Annotated in this window: 22 protein-coding genes; 13 read left to right on the forward strand and 9 right to left on the reverse strand. The window is 62.4% G+C overall.

The features are described 5' to 3' along the window. Positions 1–383 precede the first annotated feature (383 nt). Both O6760_RS03805 and O6760_RS03810 read right to left on the reverse strand, forming a co-directional pair. Positions 384–668, reverse strand: coding sequence for a DUF1150 domain-containing protein (locus O6760_RS03805; protein ID WP_269584156.1), 285 nt, complete (start codon positions 666–668; stop codon positions 384–386). 31 nt (positions 669–699) lie between these two features. Beyond that, on the reverse strand, positions 700–1,128 hold the full coding sequence (locus O6760_RS03810; RefSeq protein ID WP_269584157.1) for an Hsp20 family protein: 429 nt from the start codon (positions 1,126–1,128) through the stop codon (positions 700–702). Here O6760_RS03810 and O6760_RS03815 point away from each other — a divergent pair. Continuing rightward, positions 1,118–1,285 (forward strand): hypothetical protein, encoded by a 168-nt coding sequence (locus O6760_RS03815; RefSeq protein WP_269586391.1) that lies wholly within the window; start codon positions 1,118–1,120, stop codon positions 1,283–1,285. The genes O6760_RS03810 and O6760_RS03815 overlap by 11 nt on opposite strands. Before the next feature lie 5 nt (positions 1,286–1,290). Here O6760_RS03815 and O6760_RS03820 read toward each other — a convergent pair whose 3' ends face one another. The 3 genes from O6760_RS03820 to O6760_RS03830 form a co-directional block, all read right to left on the reverse strand. Continuing rightward, entirely contained in the window at positions 1,291–2,151 is an 861-nt protein-coding gene (locus O6760_RS03820; RefSeq protein ID WP_269584158.1) for a LysR family transcriptional regulator, read from the reverse strand. A 479-nt stretch (positions 2,152–2,630) separates the two neighbouring features. Further along, complete coding sequence (locus tag O6760_RS03825) at positions 2,631–3,122, reverse strand: YybH family protein (protein WP_269584159.1); 492 nt, start codon at positions 3,120–3,122, stop codon at positions 2,631–2,633. A 128-nt stretch (positions 3,123–3,250) separates the two neighbouring features. After that, positions 3,251–4,069, reverse strand: a complete 819-nt coding sequence (locus O6760_RS03830; RefSeq protein ID WP_269584160.1) for an RNA polymerase sigma factor — start codon at positions 4,067–4,069, stop codon at positions 3,251–3,253. Between the two features lie 149 nt (positions 4,070–4,218). Between O6760_RS03830 and O6760_RS03835 the strand changes: the two genes are divergently transcribed. Both O6760_RS03835 and O6760_RS03840 read left to right on the forward strand, forming a co-directional pair. Further along, positions 4,219–4,578 (forward strand): MmcQ/YjbR family DNA-binding protein, encoded by a 360-nt coding sequence (locus O6760_RS03835; RefSeq protein WP_269584161.1) that lies wholly within the window; start codon positions 4,219–4,221, stop codon positions 4,576–4,578. Beyond that, positions 4,568–5,752 carry an MFS transporter gene (locus O6760_RS03840; protein ID WP_269584162.1) on the forward strand — a complete coding sequence of 395 codons (1,185 nt, stop codon included), beginning with the start codon at positions 4,568–4,570 and terminating at the stop codon, positions 5,750–5,752. Before O6760_RS03835 ends, O6760_RS03840 begins: the two co-directional genes overlap by 11 nt. A gap of 49 nt (positions 5,753–5,801) precedes the next feature. On the opposite strand, the gene O6760_RS03845 is transcribed toward O6760_RS03840, so the two are convergent. Next, positions 5,802–5,984 (reverse strand): hypothetical protein, encoded by a 183-nt coding sequence (locus tag O6760_RS03845; RefSeq protein ID WP_269584163.1) that lies wholly within the window; start codon positions 5,982–5,984, stop codon positions 5,802–5,804. Positions 5,985–6,199: 215 nt separating this feature from the next. On the opposite strand from O6760_RS03845, the gene O6760_RS03850 reads away from it, so the two are divergent. Then, positions 6,200–7,078 carry an NUDIX hydrolase gene (locus O6760_RS03850; RefSeq protein WP_269584164.1) on the forward strand — a complete coding sequence of 293 codons (879 nt, stop codon included), beginning with the start codon at positions 6,200–6,202 and terminating at the stop codon, positions 7,076–7,078. Positions 7,079–7,082: 4 nt separating this feature from the next. On the opposite strand, the gene O6760_RS03855 is transcribed toward O6760_RS03850, so the two are convergent. Further along, positions 7,083–7,673 carry an HD domain-containing protein gene (locus O6760_RS03855; RefSeq protein ID WP_269584165.1) on the reverse strand — a complete coding sequence of 197 codons (591 nt, stop codon included), beginning with the start codon at positions 7,671–7,673 and terminating at the stop codon, positions 7,083–7,085. A gap of 264 nt (positions 7,674–7,937) precedes the next feature. Between O6760_RS03855 and O6760_RS03860 the strand changes: the two genes are divergently transcribed. From O6760_RS03860 to O6760_RS03895, 8 genes are all read left to right on the forward strand, one after another. Beyond that, positions 7,938–8,723, forward strand: a complete 786-nt coding sequence (locus O6760_RS03860; RefSeq protein WP_269584166.1) for an FkbM family methyltransferase — start codon at positions 7,938–7,940, stop codon at positions 8,721–8,723. Next, the gene (locus O6760_RS03865) at positions 8,720–10,111 is read left to right on the forward strand and encodes a glycosyltransferase family 9 protein (RefSeq protein WP_269584167.1); all 1,392 of its coding nucleotides are present in this window, start codon (positions 8,720–8,722) and stop codon (positions 10,109–10,111) included. Before O6760_RS03860 ends, O6760_RS03865 begins: the two co-directional genes overlap by 4 nt. A 240-nt stretch (positions 10,112–10,351) precedes the next feature. Further along, the gene (locus tag O6760_RS03870) at positions 10,352–10,801 is read left to right on the forward strand and encodes a hypothetical protein (protein WP_269584168.1); all 450 of its coding nucleotides are present in this window, start codon (positions 10,352–10,354) and stop codon (positions 10,799–10,801) included. Beyond that, the gene (locus O6760_RS03875) at positions 10,782–11,615 is read left to right on the forward strand and encodes a hypothetical protein (protein ID WP_269584169.1); all 834 of its coding nucleotides are present in this window, start codon (positions 10,782–10,784) and stop codon (positions 11,613–11,615) included. Before O6760_RS03870 ends, O6760_RS03875 begins: the two co-directional genes overlap by 20 nt. Then, a complete protein-coding gene (locus O6760_RS03880; RefSeq protein WP_269584170.1) occupies positions 11,612–11,998 on the forward strand; it encodes a DUF6165 family protein in 387 nt (128 codons plus the stop codon). Before O6760_RS03875 ends, O6760_RS03880 begins: the two co-directional genes overlap by 4 nt. Next, positions 11,988–12,803, forward strand: a complete 816-nt coding sequence (locus O6760_RS03885) for a hypothetical protein (protein ID WP_269584171.1) — start codon at positions 11,988–11,990, stop codon at positions 12,801–12,803. Before O6760_RS03880 ends, O6760_RS03885 begins: the two co-directional genes overlap by 11 nt. A gap of 165 nt (positions 12,804–12,968) precedes the next feature. Beyond that, on the forward strand, positions 12,969–13,823 hold the full coding sequence (locus O6760_RS03890; protein ID WP_269584172.1) for a LysR family transcriptional regulator: 855 nt from the start codon (positions 12,969–12,971) through the stop codon (positions 13,821–13,823). 323 nt (positions 13,824–14,146) lie between these two features. Next, complete coding sequence (locus O6760_RS03895; protein ID WP_269584173.1) at positions 14,147–15,772, forward strand: thiamine pyrophosphate-binding protein; 1,626 nt, start codon at positions 14,147–14,149, stop codon at positions 15,770–15,772. Between the two features lie 49 nt (positions 15,773–15,821). Here O6760_RS03895 and O6760_RS03900 read toward each other — a convergent pair whose 3' ends face one another. Then, positions 15,822–17,720 carry a PhoX family protein gene (locus O6760_RS03900; protein WP_269584174.1) on the reverse strand — a complete coding sequence of 633 codons (1,899 nt, stop codon included), beginning with the start codon at positions 17,718–17,720 and terminating at the stop codon, positions 15,822–15,824. A gap of 387 nt (positions 17,721–18,107) precedes the next feature. On the opposite strand from O6760_RS03900, the gene O6760_RS03905 reads away from it, so the two are divergent. Continuing rightward, positions 18,108–18,941: a hypothetical protein gene (locus O6760_RS03905; protein ID WP_269584175.1), complete on the forward strand. Its 834-nt coding sequence runs from the start codon at positions 18,108–18,110 to the stop codon at positions 18,939–18,941. A gap of 49 nt (positions 18,942–18,990) precedes the next feature. Here the strand turns inward: O6760_RS03905 and O6760_RS03910 are convergent, their stop codons facing one another. Continuing rightward, positions 18,991–20,214, reverse strand: coding sequence for a hypothetical protein (locus O6760_RS03910; RefSeq protein ID WP_269584176.1), 1,224 nt, complete (start codon positions 20,212–20,214; stop codon positions 18,991–18,993). Positions 20,215–20,286 lie beyond the last annotated feature (72 nt).

Below are 20,286 nucleotides of genomic sequence, written 5' to 3' on the forward strand. Positions count from 1 at the left end.
GGCCGCTTTTGGCAGGCTCGATACGAATCTGAACGTAAAAGAATAAAAAAATGCCTAAATAGGATGCATATACATGAAAATACCTATGCGAACGCAACGTAATTCAGGTTGTTTGATTGTATAAGGTTGAACAATTACAAGCTGCCGTTGCAATCAGCCCGATCCGGAAGGTGCACGGACAACACGAGACCATTCTTCAGATCGGTCGAGCGGGGAAAGTTGGGCGCTTCCGGTTGCCCGAAACAGCCTGGCGTGGAATTCAGTACGGCGACCTCGGCATCGTGCCGATCAGTCCGACGGAGAGCAGCAGTCTGTTCGCAACGAGCGCACAAAAAAACACCGGCCGTTTGGCCGGTGTCTTTTGTTCAGGTTCTGACTGTTGCTCAGTGCAGCGAGGCCATTTCGAGATCGGCTTCGAAGGCATTTGCAACGGCCGCTTCCCGGCTGTCCGCCAGGAGGATCGGCGTGCCGTCGGCATTCAACAGCGCATAGAGCGTCATGTTGTCGTGAAGCGGCGGGACGTCCGGGAACATTTCGCGCAGGTCCCGCGCCTTGATCGGCTTGATATAAGCGATATCGCCCGTACCAAGTTCGGTCAGTTCATCGGCCGTCATGATTTCGGTCAGGTCGGTCATGTCTGCCCACGAGGGGCTATTGGGGTCGTGCATCAGCTTTCTCCATCTGTTGGCCGACGAGGGTCTATTCGCCGTTGGAGATTTCTATTTTTTTTATGACACGTTCAGGTTCGGGACGTGCCAGATCGATGGACAGCAGTCCATCCTTCAGGTCGGCTCCAAGGATCTCGATCCCTTCGGCCAGGACAAAGGCCCGCTGAAACTGGCGGGCGGCTATGCCGCGATGCAGGTACTGGCGGGTCTTGTCATCGACCTGCCGGCCTCGGATCACCAGCTGGCTCTCTTCCACGGAGACATCAAGCTGGTCTCGCGTGAACCCGGCCACCGCCAAAGTGATCCGGATAATATCTCCCTGACCCTCGGATTTCGGGAGTCTTTCGATATTATACGGCGGGTAGCCGTCATTGGCTGCCTTGGAGACGCGATCAAGCACGCGCTCGATATCGTCAAACCCGAGCATGAACGGGCTAGAAAACGCTGACATGCGTGACATCCTCAAAGTCCTTGTCGAAGCGACCTTGCGCCCGGACCCTTTTCAAAGGCATCCGGACCGGAACCAACCGGTTCCGTTCACTATTAAATATGGAGCTTCGTTAAAATTGATTCAAGGCACCGGGTATTACAGCGGTTCTTCTGTCAACCTTCTGTGAATTGTTCATGCGCCCGAAGTTAAAATCGGGTTTTGTTTCAACAGTTTCGCCAACGCGGAAATGGCCTGGCGCAGCTCGGGCTCATGACGCTCGTCCTGGTGCATGACCAGCCAGCGGTCCGTTTTCAGCTCCTCGATCGGTTCGGAAACGCGTTTGAGGTCGTCAAAACCGTCACCGACAAAACAGGGCAGCACCATGCGCACCTGTCCCTTGCGCACCAATGCCAGAGCATAGGTCGCCTTGTTGAGAGTCACGATCACGTCCTCACCGTGGTGTTCCCGGATCCAGGTGGCTGTCGGGAAACCGGCCTCTTCCTCCACCAGCCCCACCCAGCCGATGTCCTGTCCCGGCGGCACGCCCGTCGCCTGATAGACCGCAAATTCGACCGTGCCGACCTTCCGTCCGGCAAGCCACTCCTGCTCGGGACGCCGGTTCCGCACCCCGATGTCGATCCGCCGCCTTGCAATATCCCGGTCACGCGGGTCGGCCAGGAATTCGGGGCGCCAGTCAAGCTCCGGCGACCAGAAGCTATCCAGATGATCCAGCAGAAGGCGCATGGTCCAGTCTCCCGCGGAAATCCGGACCCTGCGGCGTGTGCCGCCCCCCTGCCGCCAGAGGTCGATTGCCCGCGCGGACTGGTCCATGGCGTCGAGCTGGATCAGCAGTTCGTGTCCCGCCCCGGTCAACCGGTATCCCCGCGCCTCGCGCTCGACCAGGCGGACATTCAGGCTCTTTTCGAGGGCCGTCACGCGCCGGCCCAGGGTCGCCGGACTCACGCCGGTTGCTTGGGCGGCGCCGGCAAGGCCACCAGCCTTCGCAACGGCAAGAAACAGGCGGAGATCTTCCCAGTCGAGATTTCGTTTCATTTCTGCAACTTTATTTTCACATAGAAAACATGAGACTAGCCTCAAGATATGAAATTATTCTCATATAATCTCAAATTTCAAACGAAATCGAAGGGAGCGGCAGATGCTCTTTCCCTATTCCTTGCCCCGGAAAAAATCCGGCAAGCCCAACCGTGCGCGCCGCTGGGATGATCCCGTCAGGTCCCTTTATCCGCACCATGCGGAGTTCTGGCCGGCAGACATTCCCGAACATCACCTGATGCTGCAGAGGCATCTGCGACGGGTCCGCAAGCGGCGGCGGCTGTTCGTATTGAAATGCCTGCGATGGTGCCTTGGCCGGTCTCGCGGCCGGCGTCGCGGCCGCGGGGGCCAAGATGCCGACCACGGGACAAGGCAGCAGGACGGGCCCAGTGGCTTGGCCCAGTGTCCCGAGTTCCGTCATGCCCGGCCGCCGCGCCTTGTACCGGCCGCGCTCCTGAAGGAACCGCGGCCGGCGGGCGTCAGTGTGCCGCCGGCAGCAGCAGCCGGCTGCCATGGGGATTGTCGATGACCATTTTCCAGCTGCCGTCGGACTGGCGGCGCAGGACGGCAATGGAAAGCCCCGATCCGGTCACCGCCTTGCCCTCGGGATCGGTTCCGGTCATCTGCCAGGGCGCGACATGGACTGCAATGTCGCCTTCCACGATGACCTCGTGGCCCGAATAGGAGAATTCCGGCGAGATCGCGCGGAACTGCTCGAACATTTGCCGGGACAATGTGCTGTCGGAGACAGGTTCGCCGGGCTGGAAGGCAATGCTCTGCTTCGGTTCGTAGGTCTGCATGACCGCCTCTATGTCGCCCTTTTCAAACGAGCTGGTCATGGACTGGATCAGGGCAAGCACGTTTTTCTCATCCGCCGTCATGTCACGGGTTCCTTCTGCCTGGAGCGGTGTGGAAATGGAAAGGATTGCCGCCGTGGCGGCTGCAAGCGAGGTCCGGATTTTTCGGGACATCGGATTGGTTCCTGTTTCAGGCACGGCGGTGCCAGTCCCGCCCGTCGCCTGGCTGGTTGAAGAAGTGAATTTCTGGCAGATCCGTCTCGTGGCCTAGGGCCGGTGGGGATTTAGGATTCCCACAGGCCCTAGAGCGGCGGCGACAGGATTTCTGTGAGCTGGGTGCGGATCTCGACCGGACAGCGCTGCTGGGGAACCGCCCGCTGCAGTTCGAACGACTTCAGGCTGTCGATTACCGAGCTGATACGGTGGCTGACCTCGCTGTAACTCTCCGTCGAGCCGGCCGAATTGGGCGTCTGGTCCGGGTTGATCCGGCCGGCGGCAACCGCGGCGGGAAGACGGCGCGGACAGCGGCATTTCGCCTGTCCGCTGACAAGACCGCAATGGCTGGAGGTGAAGTCCATCACCTCGCGCCGTGCGCGCGACAGCCGCTTGCGATAGGCTGCCGGGGTCAGCTCGAGGATTTCCGATGCTTCGCCATGGTCGAGCTCGAAGATGTCGCCAAGCACATAGGCCAGGCGGAGATCCATGGTGAGGCACAAGAGCATGGCCATGGTGCAGGATACCCGCAGCTCGTTGTAAAGCAGCGCCTGGTCCGGGGCGTGCGGCGGGTCGGCGACCAGTCCGGTTTCCAGGTCGGCCGCGAACACATCGAAAGTCAGCCCGAGTTCCCTGTCGCGGATCTTCCTCGCGCCCAGAAGATAGCGGACCGCCACCCTGTAGACCCAGGTGGAAAAGGCACTGTCACCACGAAAGGTCGACAGCTTTGTCAGGACAAGGATCAGGATTTCCTGGGTGGCCTCACTGGCGTCCTCCGGGTTGACCAGGATACGCCGCGCCAGGTGATGAACCTGGTCCTGAACACCGGAAAGAACCCCTTCCAATGCCCGCCGGTCGCCGTCCTGGGCCGCCTTCACCTCGTCTGCCGATACGGAGATTACAGTCATCTTGTGCATCCGTTGTTTGTCGCTTCATGAAGTTAGAGGCAGGCGGAGCGGAATGTGTGACAAGTTTTTTTGAGCCGGCGTGTTCTTGCGCAATTCGGCACGGCAGGCCATCTTGGCGCGCCTTCCAGTTTCTGCCACAGAGCCTTTCAATGACCCGTGACGAATTCGACGCCTTTTGCAAGTCCTTGCCGGCGACCAGCCACGTGATCCAGTGGGGCAATGCGTCGGTCTGGAAAGTCGGTGGAAAGATCTTCGCAATCTGCTCAGGCTGGGGCGAAGGCGACCTGCCGCGGTTCAGCTTCAAGTGTTCGGACATCTCATATGCGCTCCTGACCCAGCAGGACGGGCTGATCCCGGCCCCCTATCTTGCGCGGGCCAAGTGGGTGCAGCTGGAAAAGGAAGGCGCCCTCCCGGACGAGGACCTGAAGGCCTATATCGTCGCCGCGCACAAGATCATCGCGGCCAAGCTGACCAGGAAGCAGCAGAAGGAGCTCGGCCTTGCCGGGTGAATTTGCCGGAAAGTGGCGCTCGCTCGGCCTCCTGATGCTGGCCGAGATTGCCGGCATGAGCCTGTGGTTCATGTCCGCCGCGATCCTGCCGGACCTGACCCGTGAATTCGACATTGCCGAATTCGCCCAGGCGGCGCTGTCCAGCGCCGTCCAGATCGGTTTCGTGGTCGGTGCCGTCACCTCGGCGCTGCTAGGCCTGGCCGACCGGATCGACCCGAGGCGCTTTTTTGCGTTCAGCGCCATCACCGCTGCCGTTTTCAACGCCAGCCTGCTTGTGTTTGAGCCGGGAGGGGCCATCACGATCTTCGCACGCTTCGCCACCGGCGCACTGCTGGCGGGGGTCTATCCGGTCGGCATGAAAATCGCTGTCGGCTGGGGACAGAAGGATCGCGGCCTGCTGGTCGGCACACTCGTCGGGGCCCTGACCTTCGGCTCGGCGGCACCGCACCTGCTGGCCCTTCTGGGCGGCGCGGACTGGCGCTGGAGCCTGTCCGTCGCCTCGATTGCCGCCGCCGCGGGTGGTGTCCTGTGCCTGTTCGTAGGTCTCGGCCCCTTTCACGCCAAGGCGCCGCGGATGAAGATGGGCGCGATCCTCACCGCCTGGACGAACAGGAAGATCCGCTACGCCTATGCCGGATATCTCGGCCATATGTGGGAGCTTTATGCCATGTGGGCCTGGATCGGCGTGGCGCTGGCCGCGTCCTTCGGCGCGCAAATGCCCGAAGACGAGGCCGTCCCGCTGTCCCGCCTGATCGCCTTCCTGTCGATTGCGGCGGGCGGTGCGGCCTGCATCGTCGCAGGACTTGCCGCCGACCGCGTCGGAAAGGCCAATATTGCCATCCTCGCAATGGCCATCAGCGGCACTGCGGCACTCGCCTCCGCACTCACCTTCGGTGGACCGGCCTGGCTGACGATTGTCTGCGTCCTGGTCTGGGGGGCCGCGATCCTGCCGGATTCCGCACAGTTTTCGGCACTGGTTGCGGATTTCGCGCCGCCGGACCAGGCCGGCAGCCTGATGACATTTCAGACCGCGCTCGGGTTTGCCCTGACCTTCGCCACGGTTCAACTGACACCCTTCGGCGCCGAGTTGATCGGCTGGCCGGGCGTGTTCGCTGTGATGGCCGTCGGGCCGGCACTGGGAATTCTGGGAATGCTCAAACTCAAAATGCAATGAGCCGGGAAGATCCCGGCTCATCAAAGTCCGCCCTCAGCGGCGGTTCCGATCAGCCTCGTGAAGCGCGTACGGATTTCGGCGGCGCCATGCCGTCATCCGGCTCCTGACCGAAAAACGTTCCACCCAGCTGGCCGCCCGCATTGGTCTTCTCTGCCACCTTGCGGATCTTCTTCGCTTCCGCCTCGGCTTCCTTGCGGTATTTCGGGCTGAGCACGTTCAATTCAACAGTCATTCGATCCTCCGTTGTTGGTTTTGGATCCACGGACTCAACGGATGAACAGGCAAAGAGTTCCAACAAGTTCTCTCCCGGCAGACCAGTATGCCGATATTCGGAACCCGACGATGCCGGGGCCCGACACATTCAATCGGGTTTGACGCTCCTTGCCTTCCGGCCTTCCTGTGACAGCCTCGGGAGACCCCGCTAGACTGCCCCCAAAGGAGACCATCATGGAACTGATGATCCTCTGTGCCGGCCTCGGCGAAAAGGACTGGCACGGCGCGCCTGCCGACTGCCCCCTGCGCAGCAAGGGCAAACGGCAGGTCCAGAAGATCGGTGCGTATCTCGGGGAACGGCGCCTGCGTCCGGATCGTGTGCTGGCAAGCCCGGCGACGCGGGCCCGCATCAGCGCCGAGAAGGCGCTCAAGGCCGCTGGCTGGACCACGCGCGGCCTGAAGCCGTCGGCCGCACTCGCCAGCGGTGGCCTGCCCGAACTTGCGGGCTGCCGCAGGCCGTTGCTCGTGGCCTTGCCCGAAGAGGTGAAACGGCTCCTGAGAGGCCTCGGGCTCGAAATGGAGACGGGCCCCGGTGTGCTGTTTCGCCTTGACGCGACACCGGATCCCGCCGACCTGATCGCCCTGGTTGCCGCCGGGGACCTGCCTGATCTCTTTCCCTATCCCGCGCCGGACGGGCCGGAGCGCCGTCCGCGTCCGGCCTACTATTACCGCCAGTCCGCCGTCATCCCCTTCCGGCGCACATCCCAAGGCACGGAGGTGCTGATCGTCGGCTCGTCCAGCGGCCGTCACTGGACAATGCCCAAGGGCATCGTCGAGCCGGGCCTCTCCCCCGCAGCCTCCGCACGGATCGAGGCGCGGGAGGAGGCAGGTGTCGAAGGCACCGTCGGACACGTCCCGCTCGGCAGTTTCTCCTATGAAAAATGGGGCGCCACCTGCGAGGTGACGGTCTACCCGATGGAGGTCCGCAAGGTGCTGGACGGCGCGGATTGGGAAGAAAACCACCGGACCCGGAAATGGGTTTCAGCGTCGGCTACGGCCGGATTGCTGAAACAACCGGCTTTCGGGCTCTTGGCGGCGAGAATCCAGGCCTAGACCGTCAGTCGTCCGCGCGTTCGTTCAGCTCCAGGTGCCCCTTCCTGTTGGAGAAGACACGGCGCAGCATCGGTTCGAAGAACTCCAGCGGTTTCGACGGATAGTCCGGATCGAAGGACGCCTGGTCGTAAGTGTGGCAGAAATACCTGCAGTCCTCGTAATAGGGACTGTCCCTGTATTTCTCGCGGGCGTTGCGGTCTCCACCCAGATGATGATTGTAGTAATAGCCCTGGAAGACGCAGTGATGCTCGAGGATCCAGCGGGTCCTTTCGGAGACGTAGGGGCGCACCATGGCCGCGGCCAGTTCGCCGTGATTGTAGGGAGACAGGATGTCACCGATATCATGGATCAGCGCGGCGACGACGATCTCTTCCGCGGCGCCGTCCTCATGGGCACGGGTCGCCGATTGCAGGGAATGCTGGTAGCGGTTGATCGGATAGGGCGTCCAGTCCTCGTCCAACGACTTCAGCATCGAGATGATGCGGTCGACAAGACCGGCGTTGAAGTCCTCGTCGTATTCCATGACCGCCAGAAAGTCCTCCTTGCTGGCATCTTCCATTCGCGTCCATTCAGGTTTGCGGGTCTTGTCGAGCATGCGGGCCTCCAGTGATCGTTTGGCGACACGCTAGCAGAGCGCACGTGATCGTAAAAACTGATTGTTTTTATCGATATGATAGAAAAAATCGTTCGAAAGGAACCGGGTTCGTCCGGCAGAATGTCAACACGGGTGAAGCCAGCAGGCAGCCGTGGACGGGAGCCGCAGATGGTGTTTTTCGTTCAGCTGTGGTCTCCTGCATCTGCCCCCGGGGCAACTTGAGCCGGTGCGCCGGAAGGCGATGACGGAATTGCGGGTCTGGATATGAGCATCTCCCCTTCGTCCGATGGCTGGTCTGTCGACGACCTGAAAAGGCAACAGTCAGCGCTTGCAGCCGCTCTCACCCGGGTGTTCGGCCCGGAAAGAGGCGCCCTTCGGCACGATCTCTGGATCGTCGAAAAATGCCTCGGCCTGCATGCCCCGTTCCACAGCCAGTCCGGTCAGGACAGGTTCGTGCATGAGGAGTTCTTCACAAACAGGACGGGCGGAACCTTTGTCGACATTGGCGGCTATGACGGCGTCACGGGGTCGAACACACTGTTTTTCGAACGGTCTCTCGGCTGGAACGGTCTGCTCGTGGAGCCTGCCTCCCTCCCCTTCGCAATAGCCAGCAGGAGCCGAACCTGTGCTTGCCGCCGGGTCGCGGCGGGTGATGGCACGACGACCGCCGCCTTCATCGAGGTGCTGTCCGGCTATACCCAGATGAGCGGGCTGGAAACCAGCTACGACCAGGAGATGCTCGAGGTTGTCCGCCGGCATCCGGAGCATAGCGAGCAGCAGGTCCGCGTCGAGGTTCGCACGATCGGTGAATTGCTTCGGGATGCCGGGATCGAGCGGATCGACTATGTCTCGCTCGATGTGGAAGGCGGTGAACGCGCGGTTCTCGAGGCATTCCCCTTCGAAAGCGTGCCAGTGACCGCCTGGAGCATCGAGAACAACACCGGAAATCCGGACATTGCCCGCTTCATGGCCGGCAAAGGCTACGCAGTCACCGAGTTCATCGGAACGGACGAGATTTATTGCGCCGCCTCTGCCTGGAGAAGAACATGACCGGGAAGGACAATCATTTCCTGGCCGACCGATTGTATCAGATGGCGCTGCGGTCCTTTGGCCGGGAGCAGACCGAAACGGCGAGATCCCTTGCCGATGCCTGCTTGGAGATCTGTCCGGACCATGGCGAGGCATGGCTGCTTCAGGCGGAGACCCACCTTTACGCGGAAAGAGAGACGGCGGCGATAGCCTGCCTCGTCCGAGCCGCGCAGATCGGACCGACAGCCGTCGATGCGCTGTATCGTCTGACCGGGCTTTACCTTCAGGCCGGGCGCCCCGTCGATGCCACAGTGTCCGCCCGACGCCTGCTGGCAATCCGGCCGAGTGATCGCGAAGCCCATTATCTTCTCGCCGTTGCTCTTTCCCGGGCCGGCAAAAGAACAGAAGCGCTTGTGGCGTTCCGGGAACTCCTGGCCGCCGATGCAAGGGACCGGAGCGCGGCGGTCGAAGCCGCCTGGCTGCTGCTGGGCGAGAGACAATTCGGCGAAGGCTGGCCGCTCTGGGAGCAACGTCCGATGCCGGATCCTTTCCCCGGCGCACCTGAAGGAACCGCCATGTGGACGGGGGAGCCCCTCGAAGGCAAGACGGTTCTGGTGCTCCCCGAGGGAGGACATGGAGACATCATCTGGGCCGCGCGCTTTCTTCCCGGGATCAAGGCCGCGGGAGGCGAGGTACACGTGAAGACCCGGCCTGCGCTCACAAGTCTGCTTGCCGATCTGGACGGTGTCGATCACTGGGTCGGGGAGGCGGACAGCCAGTGCGATTACGATTACTGGATCCCGATCCTGTCCCTGCCGGCACGGCTCGTCGTGAGCGATCCCGCGCACCATTCGCCTCCGAAACTGCGCAGCATCCCGGCACCGGACGGGCGCCTGGATGCCCTGCTCGCCCGTGCAAAGGCCCCCTTTCGCGTCGGCATTCTCTGGTCCGGAAATGTCGACTATGGCGGCAACGCAGACAGGGCAGCCGGCCTGCGCGATTTTCTGCCACTTGCCGAGCTGCCTTTCGTCCAGCTCTACAGTCTTCAGAAGGGACCGCCCCAGCGGGAACTGATCGAGGGTGGTTTCGGCGACCTGATCATCGATTGCGACGATTACGACTTTGCAGAAACCGCCGCACTGATCGAGGCTCTCGACCTGATCATCATGACCGACAGCGCCGTGGCGCACATAGCCGGCGCGCTCGGCACCCCTGTCTGGGTTCTGCTGGATACATTCGCGCACTGGTACCACGGCTTCGAGGGCAGCCTGTCGGACTGGTATCCGTCCATGCGGTTTTTCCGGCAGAGCCGGCCACGCCAGTGGCAGGATGTCATGGCCCGGGTCAGCGATGAACTTGTCAAATTCTCAGATGAACCCTGCGTAATCTCACAGCACCGCTCAAGTTGACTCCCCCCGGAGCGCAGCTATAATTTTTACGATACTTGTTAAAGGATTGACGCTTTGGTTTACCGCAAGAGACCAGGCATTGACCAGGATATTTCGAAGCTCGGCGGTGGACGCCGGTCGGTGAACGACTGGGAAATGGGCAGCCGGCCGGGACAGATGCACTCGAACACGCTTGTAGCAGGCCACGCGCCCCCTCGACACGCGCATGGAAACACCTTCTTTCCAGGAAAATCAGGCGCAATGAATACCGTTTACGGTGGTGGCAGGGGTTTCATGAACACCGTCTATGGCGGCGGCAGAGGTGTCATGAACACCGTCTATGCCGGCGGCAGGGGTATCATGAATACCGTCTATGCCGGTGGCAGGGGTGTCATGAACACCGTCTATGCCGGCGGCAGGGGCGTCATGAACACCGTATACGCCGGCGGCAGGGGCATCATGGACACGATCTACGCCGGCGGCAGGGGCGTGATGAACACCGTCTATGCGGGCGGTGCGTTCAGCAGGCCCAACCCCGGCGGACCGCACAACAGGGGCGTCCCGCAGATCGTCACACGCAACATCACGCATCCGTCGACCCGGCAACCGGTTACCATTACCTATAATCAGATGACGGGTCTTTATCTCGACCAGAGCCTGAATCGCTGGCTCCCAGCTCCGCCCTGGATCAGTGCCCAGTTCCGGCGATAACGGCGGTGATGCCGGGCACGTCGCCGGAGCCAACGCGCGTTTCAGTGTCGCGCTGGAAGTCGACACGGGAGACGCGGCCAGGGAGGGTCCCGCGACCGTCGGCTGGCTTCTCGACCCGCCAGACTCGCAGCTTGTCTTCAAGCCCCCGCGCCGGCTCAAGTCCGCGTCCGGTCCTCGATCCCATGCCAAGTCCGTCTCCGCCTGTCCGGCGGTGCTCGGGCTTGAAAACCGCCTGTTCGAGGTGGTGTGCCCGGTGGATCTGACCCTCGAGCTGTGCGAGACGGACTTCGGGGAACCGGCGGTCAGAAACCGCGACGGCGCACTGTCCCCGGTCCGCGACGATGCGCTTGTGCACCTGGTTCACCTTCATCCCCGGGAGGAATGGCGTCATCCGGACCGGCCGATGATGCAACTGCGTCTTCCGTATGTCTTCGTTGCGGATGAGCCGGTCTACATGTCCCAGCTGCCGCCCTTCCTGCATTACACAAGCACACCGCCCCCCGGCGTCATGGTGCCGGGGCGGTTTCCCATCAATGTGTGGCCACGCACGCTCACCTGGGCCTTCGAATGGCACGACACCGGCAGACCGCTCTCGCTGCGGCGCGGGGAGCCGCTGTTCTACCTGATGTTCGAGGTCTACCCGCATTCGCGCGCCGTCCAGCTGGTCGAGGCGGAACGTACGCCCGAGCTGGAAGCCTACCTGCGCGAAATCCAGGGTGTGGTGAACTACGTCAACCAGACCTTTTCCCTGTTCAAGGAGGCTGAGAAAATTCGGCCCGGCCGGCTGGTGACGCCCAAGGAGCGTCCCCGATGACCCCGATCCTGATCGAAATCGGCCCGGGCGAACTGTGTGACCGGTTGTCCATTCTGTCCCTGAAAGCGGAACACGTGAAACGGGGCAGACTTGCCGCGTCCATCGGCGAGACGCTCGACCGGTTGAAAAGCTTGAGAAGCGGACTTCCGTTCGACGCGGTGACCGCCCGGCTGGAAACCGACCTGGCCGAGGTCAACAGGGACCTTTGGGAGGTGGAGGACGCCCTTCATGCCGCCGAATGCCGCGAGACCTTCGATGACAGCTACATCGCCCTTGCCCGCAAGGTCCAGCTGCTCAACAAGCAGCGGTGCAGACTGAAGGCGGCAATCGACGAAGCCCTGGAGGTGACCGGCTCCGTCGAGGTCAAGATCTATGGAAAGTGAAGCGGACGAACCGACACCGCTCGTCATCATGATCGCGATGCCCGCGCATACGCAGGTCGCCCTTGCAACGGTCAAATCGCTGCTTGCGCTGACCCAGGAATTTCAGGGGCACGGGCTGCCTTTTTCGTTCGACACCTATGACACGGCCGACCAGGTGATCAACCGCAATCACCTGATGAGCAAGTTCCTGACCAACCCTGTCTACAGCCATATGCTGATGCTCGATTCCGACATGGAGTTCACGCCGGACGCGGTCTGGAGGCTGATCGCACTCGGCGCCGATTTTGCCTGCACGGCCTACCCCCAGAAATACTACAACTGGGCCGAGTTGAGGCGCCTGATTGAGGCGGAGAGCGGATTGCCGGAAGCCGTGCGAACCCCGGTCGAGACGCTCGTGTCCCGCAGCATGACCTACAATCACCAGCTCCGCGACTTCCACAACAGACCCTGGCGGCCGGAGCTTCGCAACGGTTTCCTGTCGATCCCCGCCGCGGGGCAGGGGCTTGCCCTCGTGAGCCGCAAGGTTCCCGAGACAATGGTGGAACGGGGCGTGGTCAAGAAATATCCCGACATGGCGCTGATCCCGGGGCACAGGGACCTGGAGTGGTACGACTTCTTCGGCCACCTGACACCGCCCGACGAACGGCAGTTCCTGCACAACGACCAGAGTTTCAGCATGCGCTGGGTCGAAGGCTGCGGCGGGACGATCTGGCTGGACAGCAAAACCACGGTCCGCCATGCCGGAACACATGTTTTCGAGGGCTGCTACGCCGACAGGCTCGGGGACGATTTTCCGGGCCTGTGACCAGCGGGGACCGCGACCGGAACCGGCCTCAGGCCGGTCCCGGCAGCCAGCCGGCACACCTTGCCGAAGCCTGGTTCAGGCACCTCAAACATCCCAGGCAGCTTCTTTCCAGTTGATCGGAAAAATCGATTGTTCTTTTCGATCCGAAAGAAAATATTGCTCGTCATGGATATGAAACACCTGAAAACCTTCCTGGCCGTCGCAGAGGCGGAGAGCTTTCACCGGGCGGCGAGCCGGCTGAACATCACGCAGGCAGCCGTTTCCAGCCGCATCCGCGCGCTGGAAGAGGAACTTGACGTGGAACTGTTCGTGCGCGGCGCCGGTGGAACCAGGCTGAGCGAAGCGGGGGAATACCTGCGCCCGTTGAGCGAGCAGATGCTGGCCAACTGGCAACAGATTTCCGGCAGTATCGGACGCCGCTTCGCCAACCGGCTGGCGCTTCGGATCGGTTGCCAGCTCTCGATCTGGGACCCGCTCCTGGTCGAGCTGACGGTCTGGGCCGAAACCAACCTGGGCAAGTTGCCGCTGACGCTGAATTTCGATCATGACAGCAACGCCATCGACCTCGTGCGCCGGCAGGTTCTCGACCTGACGATCACCCACGAAAAAGCCCACGGTTCGAAACTGGAAACCGTGCCGCTGTCACCGGAAAAGATGGTTCTTGTGGCCGACCGGCCCTGCCGGGCAAGCGACCCGGACCTGCCGATGTTCCTGAATTTCCAGCTCGGCCCCCAATATGATGCCGCAACGGCGGATCTGCTTGGCGACCGCTCCGGGCATTTTTTCCTCAGCAATGCCACGATGGGGATCGCCTATCTGAAGCGACGCGGCGGCATGGCCTATTGCCCCCGGCACCTGGTGGCCGAAGCCCTTGCCGGCGGGGAGCTATACGAGGTGGCCGGCGCCGAAACCTTCGACATCGACCGCTTCGCCGTCTATGACCCGCACGGGTCCGCGGCGGCGCTGGTGGAACAGGTTCTGCCGGGACTAATGGAAGTGGCGCGGCAAACCGGAACCTAAAATATTCGCTGGTCCGATACGCAGAAGCATTGCTCCGCTCCAGTGTCACCCCGTGCGAGCGTAGCGAGACCCGGGGTCCGTTCATTTCCAGAGCACCGGCTCACACGGACAAAATCATCTACTTCGACAAACAGCCTTGCGAGCAGGCCCCGGTTCTGCGCCGCGCTTGTCCGGGCTGACACCGTACTCGTTTGAACGCATCCCGCAAAGCGATTGAACTGGGTCCCGATCTCGAATAGAGAAAGTTGCAAATGTAACTTATTTCTGTTTTCCGACGCGCTCGCGAGCGTGCGAGACCGAGGCAGGCCGGGAGAAACAAGGACATGTCCGACAAGAGCTACACCTATCAGTCGATTGCACAGTCCGTTCTGGACCAGGGCATCGACACGATGTTCGGCCTGATGGGCGATGCCAACCTGTTCATGGTCGACCACTATGTGCGTGCCGGCAAGGGCACCTTCGTGCCGGTGTCGTTCGAAGGCAGCGCTGTGCTGATGGCTTTGGCCTATTCGCATGTGTCCGGCAGGATGGGCGTTGCCACGGTGACCCATGGTCCGGCCCTGACCAATTGCGTTACCGCGCTGACGGAAGGTGCGCGCGGTCATGTCCCGATGGTGCTGCTGGCCGGTGACACGCCGGTGATGAACCCGCAGAACCTCCAGAACATAGACCAGCGCGAGCTGGTCAAGGTGACCGGTGCGGGTTTCGAGCAGTTGCGCGCGCCGGAGACCGCCGCCCGGGACGTCGCCCACGCCTTCTACCGCGCACAGGTGGAAAAACGGCCGATCGTGCTCAACATGCCCGCCGACTTCATGTGGCAGGAGGTTGCCCACGAGACCACCGTCTTCAAGGCCTTCAGCGCGCCGGCCTATGTGCCGGAGGGAGACGATCTCGACGCGGCGGTCGGCATGGTCGCGTCCGCGAAGCGGCCGGTGATCCTGGCCGGCGGCGGCGCCATCGATGCCCGCGACAAGCTGATCGAACTGGCAGACCGGCTGGAGGCACCGCTGGCGACAACACTCAAGGCAAAAGGCCTGTTCAACGGCCATGCCTACAACATGGACATTTTCGGCACGCTGAGCACGCCCGCCGCCTATGACGCCATCGACAAGGCCGACTGCATCGTCTGTTTCGGTGCCAGCCTGCATCATTTCACCACCGACCGGGGCGCGCTGATGCGGGGCAAGCGCGTTGTGCAGGTCAATGACACTGTCGCCGAGGTCAGCAAGAACTATCACGCCGACGCGGCGCTGGTCGCCGATGCCGGGCTGACGGCGGACAATTTCCTCTTTTGGCTGGACGAAGCCGAGATCCCGCCGAGCGGCTTCACGAGGGAACTCGACGGGACGGAGCTGACCGCCCATCCGCCGGCAAAGGCGGAGGCCACGAAAGAGGGCTATGTCAACTATGTGCACGCCCTCGACCGGCTGGAACAGGTGCTGCCCAAAAACCGGATCCTGGCAACGGATGGCGGCCGCTTCATGACCGAGGTCTGGTGCCGGGTTTCCGCTCCCGACCCCAGGAGTTTCCTGGTCACCGCCAATTTCGGTTCCATCGGACTTGGCCTGCAGGAGGCGCTCGGAGCCGGCTTTGCGGCACCGGACCGGCCTGTCGTGCTGTTCACCGGCGATGGCGGTTTCATGATGGGCGGCATCAACGAGTTCAACACGGCGGTCCGGCTGAAACAGGACCTGATCGTCATCGTTGCCAATGACAGCGCCTACGGCGCGGAGCATATCCAGTTTCTCGACCGGGCGATGGATCCGGGCCTGGCCATGTTCGACTGGCCCTCCTTTGCCGCAGTCGCCACCGCGCTTGGCGGCAAGGGCCTTACCGTCACGTCCGCGGCAGACCTGGAAACCGCGATCGAGGCCATCGAGACCCGGGACGCTCCCCTCCTGATCGAACTCCGTCTCGACCCGAACGACGTGCCGCGCATGCGCATCTGACAAGCATCGCGCCGGCGCGGCCTGCTCCGCGCCAGCACTGTTGCCTTGATCAGCCGAGCGGCAGTCCGTCGTCCCGCGTGATCGCGATGACCGCGGAGCGCGGGACGCTGTCACCGCCTTCCGGCCAGTGCGAATTGCCGCGTTCGCCCGGATGCTGGATCCCGACAAACAGCGTCTTGCCGTCGGACGACATGGCCGCGCCCGTCACTTCGCATTCGTTCGGGCCGACCAGAAAGCGCTTGATCTCGCCGGTGGCCGGATCACCGACCAGCATCTGGTTGTTGCCCTGGCCGGCAAAGTCCTCCTCGTTGGAGTAGTTGCCGTCGGTCTGGATCCAGAGCAGTCCCTTGGTGTCGAAGAAAAGCCCGTCGGGCGAATTGAACATGTTGCCGTCATTGATGTTCACCGAGCCGCCATAGGCATCCTCATGAACCGTCGGGTTTCCGGCCAGCGCGAACAGGTCCCAGGTGAAGCTGTCGCTGGTGTGGTTGCCGCCGGCGGGCCACCAGCGGACGACCTGACCGTAATTGTTCTCCGCGCGCGGGTTCGGCCCCATCGCCGGAGTGGCATCGCCGCCCGCATTCGGCTTGATCGCGCGGTTCTTGTTGTTGGTCAGGGAGCAGTAAACTTCCGCCTTCTTCGGATTGGCGGCGACCCATTCCGGCCGGTCCATGGTCGTGGCGCCGACCGCGGACCCCGCCATCCGGGCATGGATCGCCACCTCGGCGGCAGACGCCATGCCGGTGGTCTCCGGCGTCAGGGCAAGCCATTCACCTGTGCCGTCCGGGTGGAACCTGGCCGCATAGAGCGTTCCGTCGGCGAGAAGGTCCGAATTGTCGGCGCCCTCGGCATAAACACCATCGGAAATGAACCGGTACAGGAACTCGCCGCGTTCGTCGTCGCCCATATAGACCACGATATGCCCGTCGCCATTGACCACGACCTCGGCATTTTCATGCTTGAAGCGCCCGAGCGCCGTTCGCTTCTTCGGGGTGGAGGTTGGATCTGCCGGATCGATTTCGACCACCCAGCCGTTGCGGTTGGCTTCGTTCGGATGCCTGGCAATGTCGAACCGTTCGTCGATCCTGGCCCAGCCGTAGCCCCAGTCCTCGACATTGATGCCGTAGCGCTTCTGGGCGTCTGTCCGTTCGATGTCCGGATCGGACGAGGAATAGTAGCCGTTGAAATTCTCCTCGCAGGCGAGGTAGGTGCCCCAGGGCGTGCGGCCGTTGCCGCAATTGTTCCAGGTGCCCTTGCTCGACGTGCCTGAAGGATCTGCCGCGGTTTGCATGAGGGCATGGCCGGCGGCGGGACCGGTGATCTCCATCTCCGTGTCCGGGGTGATCCGGCGATTGTACTTGCCGTCCTTGACCATCTCCCAACCGTTGTCGCCCCTCGCGATTTCAACGATGGAGACCCCGTGGGCCATCATGCCCTTGAGCACATCGTCATCGGTCTCGGCCGCGCCGTCGGGCCGGTTGCCCCAGATGATCTTGCGATTGGTGTATTCGTTGTTGTTGACAAGAACGGTCGCGTCGCCCAGTTCGAACAGGGCCATGCCGTCGATGTTGTCGCCATAGGCACCGGCCTGGCTCTCGCCGGTACCGCGCGTCGCCGGATCGAAGTCGGCCACGCCGGAGAACATCGGATCGCCCCAGCGCACCACCACCTGGCTGGAATAGCCTTCCGGCACCGTGATCTCGTCCAGGGTGTTGGCGGCCACCTGCCTGAAGCCCAGGCGCGATCCCTGCGCAGCGGCCTCATCGGGTGCAAGGACGCCTGTGCCGAGCACGAAGGACCCCGCGCCAAAGGCCATCACCCCGCCCAGGAAGCCACGCCTGGACAAGGCCTCGTCCACCACCCTGTCGAATTCCGTCTCGGCGGGCGGCGGGTTGATCTGCTCGTCAAATTCGTCGAACGAGAGTTCCTCGATTTCAAACTTCCTCACGATAGTATCTCCCTCAAGTCGCCCCATCCCGGTCTTGCCGACCGCCCCAGACCGGCCTCAACCAGGAATTGCTTCCCCTTTGGACCAAAGCCGATGATGGAAGCTTAGGCAATCCTGTTCCGGCCAGCAATCGCCGGGTTTGGAACTGAGCGTGTTCCGTCTTGAGGCGCGGCAGCCTGCCCCCCGCATGCACAGCCAAGCCGGAAGGGATCACGGCGTTCGGCAGCCCGGTCTTTCAGGGATCCCCGACGACACTTTTGTGATCCAGACGACAGACACGCTCCCCGTATTTGCCTCAGGGTGCCGGCACCGCCAATTGCCGACGGCACCGCCGGTACATGCGTCAATCAAGGGGCAGTTACGGGGGCCTTTTGAAGGAGAGTGAATTTGGCCGAGTCGTTTTTCCTGCCCTATGAGTATGTCGACCTGCTCATCAACCCGGGCCTGCCCACCAGTGCCGGGCCGGTCAAGCTGAACCAGTATCTGTGCAAGGACCGCGGCAATGGCGGCAATGACAGCGCGCACAGCTTTTTCAAGAACTTCCGCTGGATCAAGGACAAGGACGGCATCACGCTGAACCAGCATGTCGGCGGCCGCGCCATCGACCTGGCGCTAAAGGGCCAGGGCAACGACAAGACCTTCGTGAAGATCTGGAACTTCATGCTGAAGAACAAGGACCTGCTCGACAAATACAAGGTCGAGGTCTGCGGCCGCGCCAAGAAGGACGGCTCCAAGGATCTGGAGCAAAAGGGCAAGATCAAGCAGATCTATTTCGACAAGATGTCCGACTGCGCCGCGCTGCAGGCGATGGTCCAGGACCGTTTTTTCGGCATGGACTGTATCGGCTTCGTCGCCAATTTCCTGATCCACACCGGCGAGTGGGACAAGTATCACGGCGTCGCGCCGAAGAACTATCCGAAGCATGTCGCCAAGATCAACATCGACGACATCAAGGAGGTCAGGCCGCTCGACTTCATGGTCTGGAACGGCCATGTGGCGCTGGTCGACTGGGTCTGGAAGCTGATCGACGACAAGAGTGCCCAGATCGACATGTGCCAGAGTTCCAGCGGCGGCCCGCAATGCAACGAATATGTCACCCTGAAGGAGACCGGCGGAAAGGGCCTCCACGGCGGCCGCGAATTCACCATCCTCGGCGGCACCCCGAACCCGCCGGTGCGCGGCCATTTCACGATCTGGCGGCGGGAGGGGTTCTGGTATTGAGGGCCCAAGCCGGTGGCCGAACACGAGTGTCCAGACACCTGTTCGGCCATCACGGCCACCTGTGGGACCCGGTGCCGTGGCCGGCGCTGTGGCCGCCGCGGACATTGCCGAGCACGGTTCCCCTCGGTTGCGGGACATAGCGGACCATCTTCAGCTCGGCCTCGGAAATGCCTTCCTTCCGGGCATATCTGAGGGCCAGCTGTTCGGCGGCTTCATAGCGGACTTCCTGGCTGATCGCCCTGCTGCCGGCAACGCGCAGAGCCTTGATGCCGGCGCCGACACCGACGACCAGTAGCACCGCCTCCGCCACCTGGCCGGTGGTCTTGGCAACCTTCAGAATCTTGACCGCGGATTCGGCGCCATCGATGGTGGCGCTGAGGTAATCCGCCAGCAGTTGCGCGTTGTATTCAACCGCGTGCGCGGCGGCCAGCAGGTAGATCTGCGCCTTGACCACATCCCCACCGGCATTTGCCTCCCAGGCCTTCATCCGCAGCTTGTGCGGACGGTTCCAGATCGACGTGCCGGGAAAATCGGCTCCGCCCAGCCAGTCCGAGATTTTCGCAATCCCGGGCGCCGCGCTGTGACGGTCCCTCATCAACTGCGTGTGCAGGGACCAGCCGTTGTCATACTGGGTGTCGAACCTTTCGAAGGCGCGCTTGAGCTTGGTCTGGACATGGCCCGTCAACACGGACCTGTAATAGCCGGCGCCCAGCATCGTCGTGTCAAGCAGCTCCTCCCGGTCGATGGTCGCATCATCGGTCGCGATGGTGTCGCCGTTGTAACCGAGCGAGAACCAGAATTCCCATTTGGTCGGGTCGCGCCCCTGCGCCTCCCAGGGCTGGCCGAGCCGCAGCCAGATCCCCTGTGAATCGAGGGTCCGGCGCACGCGCACGAGATAGTCGGCCTCATCCGGATTGTTGGTGCGCGGCACGAGCGCGTCCGCCGTCAGCATCTTGTTGTGATCGACCCTGATGTAACCGTCGCTCTTCGACACGCGCACCCGCTTGTCGAGTATCCGGCGGGCCTTCCGTTCCTTCGCCCGGTCGCGCAGCACGAGATTGCCCGCGCGCGAGATCACCGCGGCCTTCATGGCCTTCTTGTAGGCGTCTTCGTAGACGGGATTGAGAACCGCCGCATCGAGTACCCGTTGCACCTGCGCGACCTGATCCCCGGACAGCAGGCGCGCCAGTTTGGGAACCGTGGCAATGAGCGTTTCCGCTTCCGGCGCACCGAGTTCCCTTGCCTTCCGGCGGTTCCTGGAATTCTGTCCCACTTCGCTTGCCTTTCAATAACTTTTCCGGTCCGCGACGCTGTCCCCCAGAAAGCGGCGGCTCTGGATGTGATG

The sequence above is a fragment of the Roseibium sp. Sym1 genome, from assembly GCF_027359675.1.
Lineage (GTDB): Bacteria > Pseudomonadota > Alphaproteobacteria > Rhizobiales > Stappiaceae > Roseibium.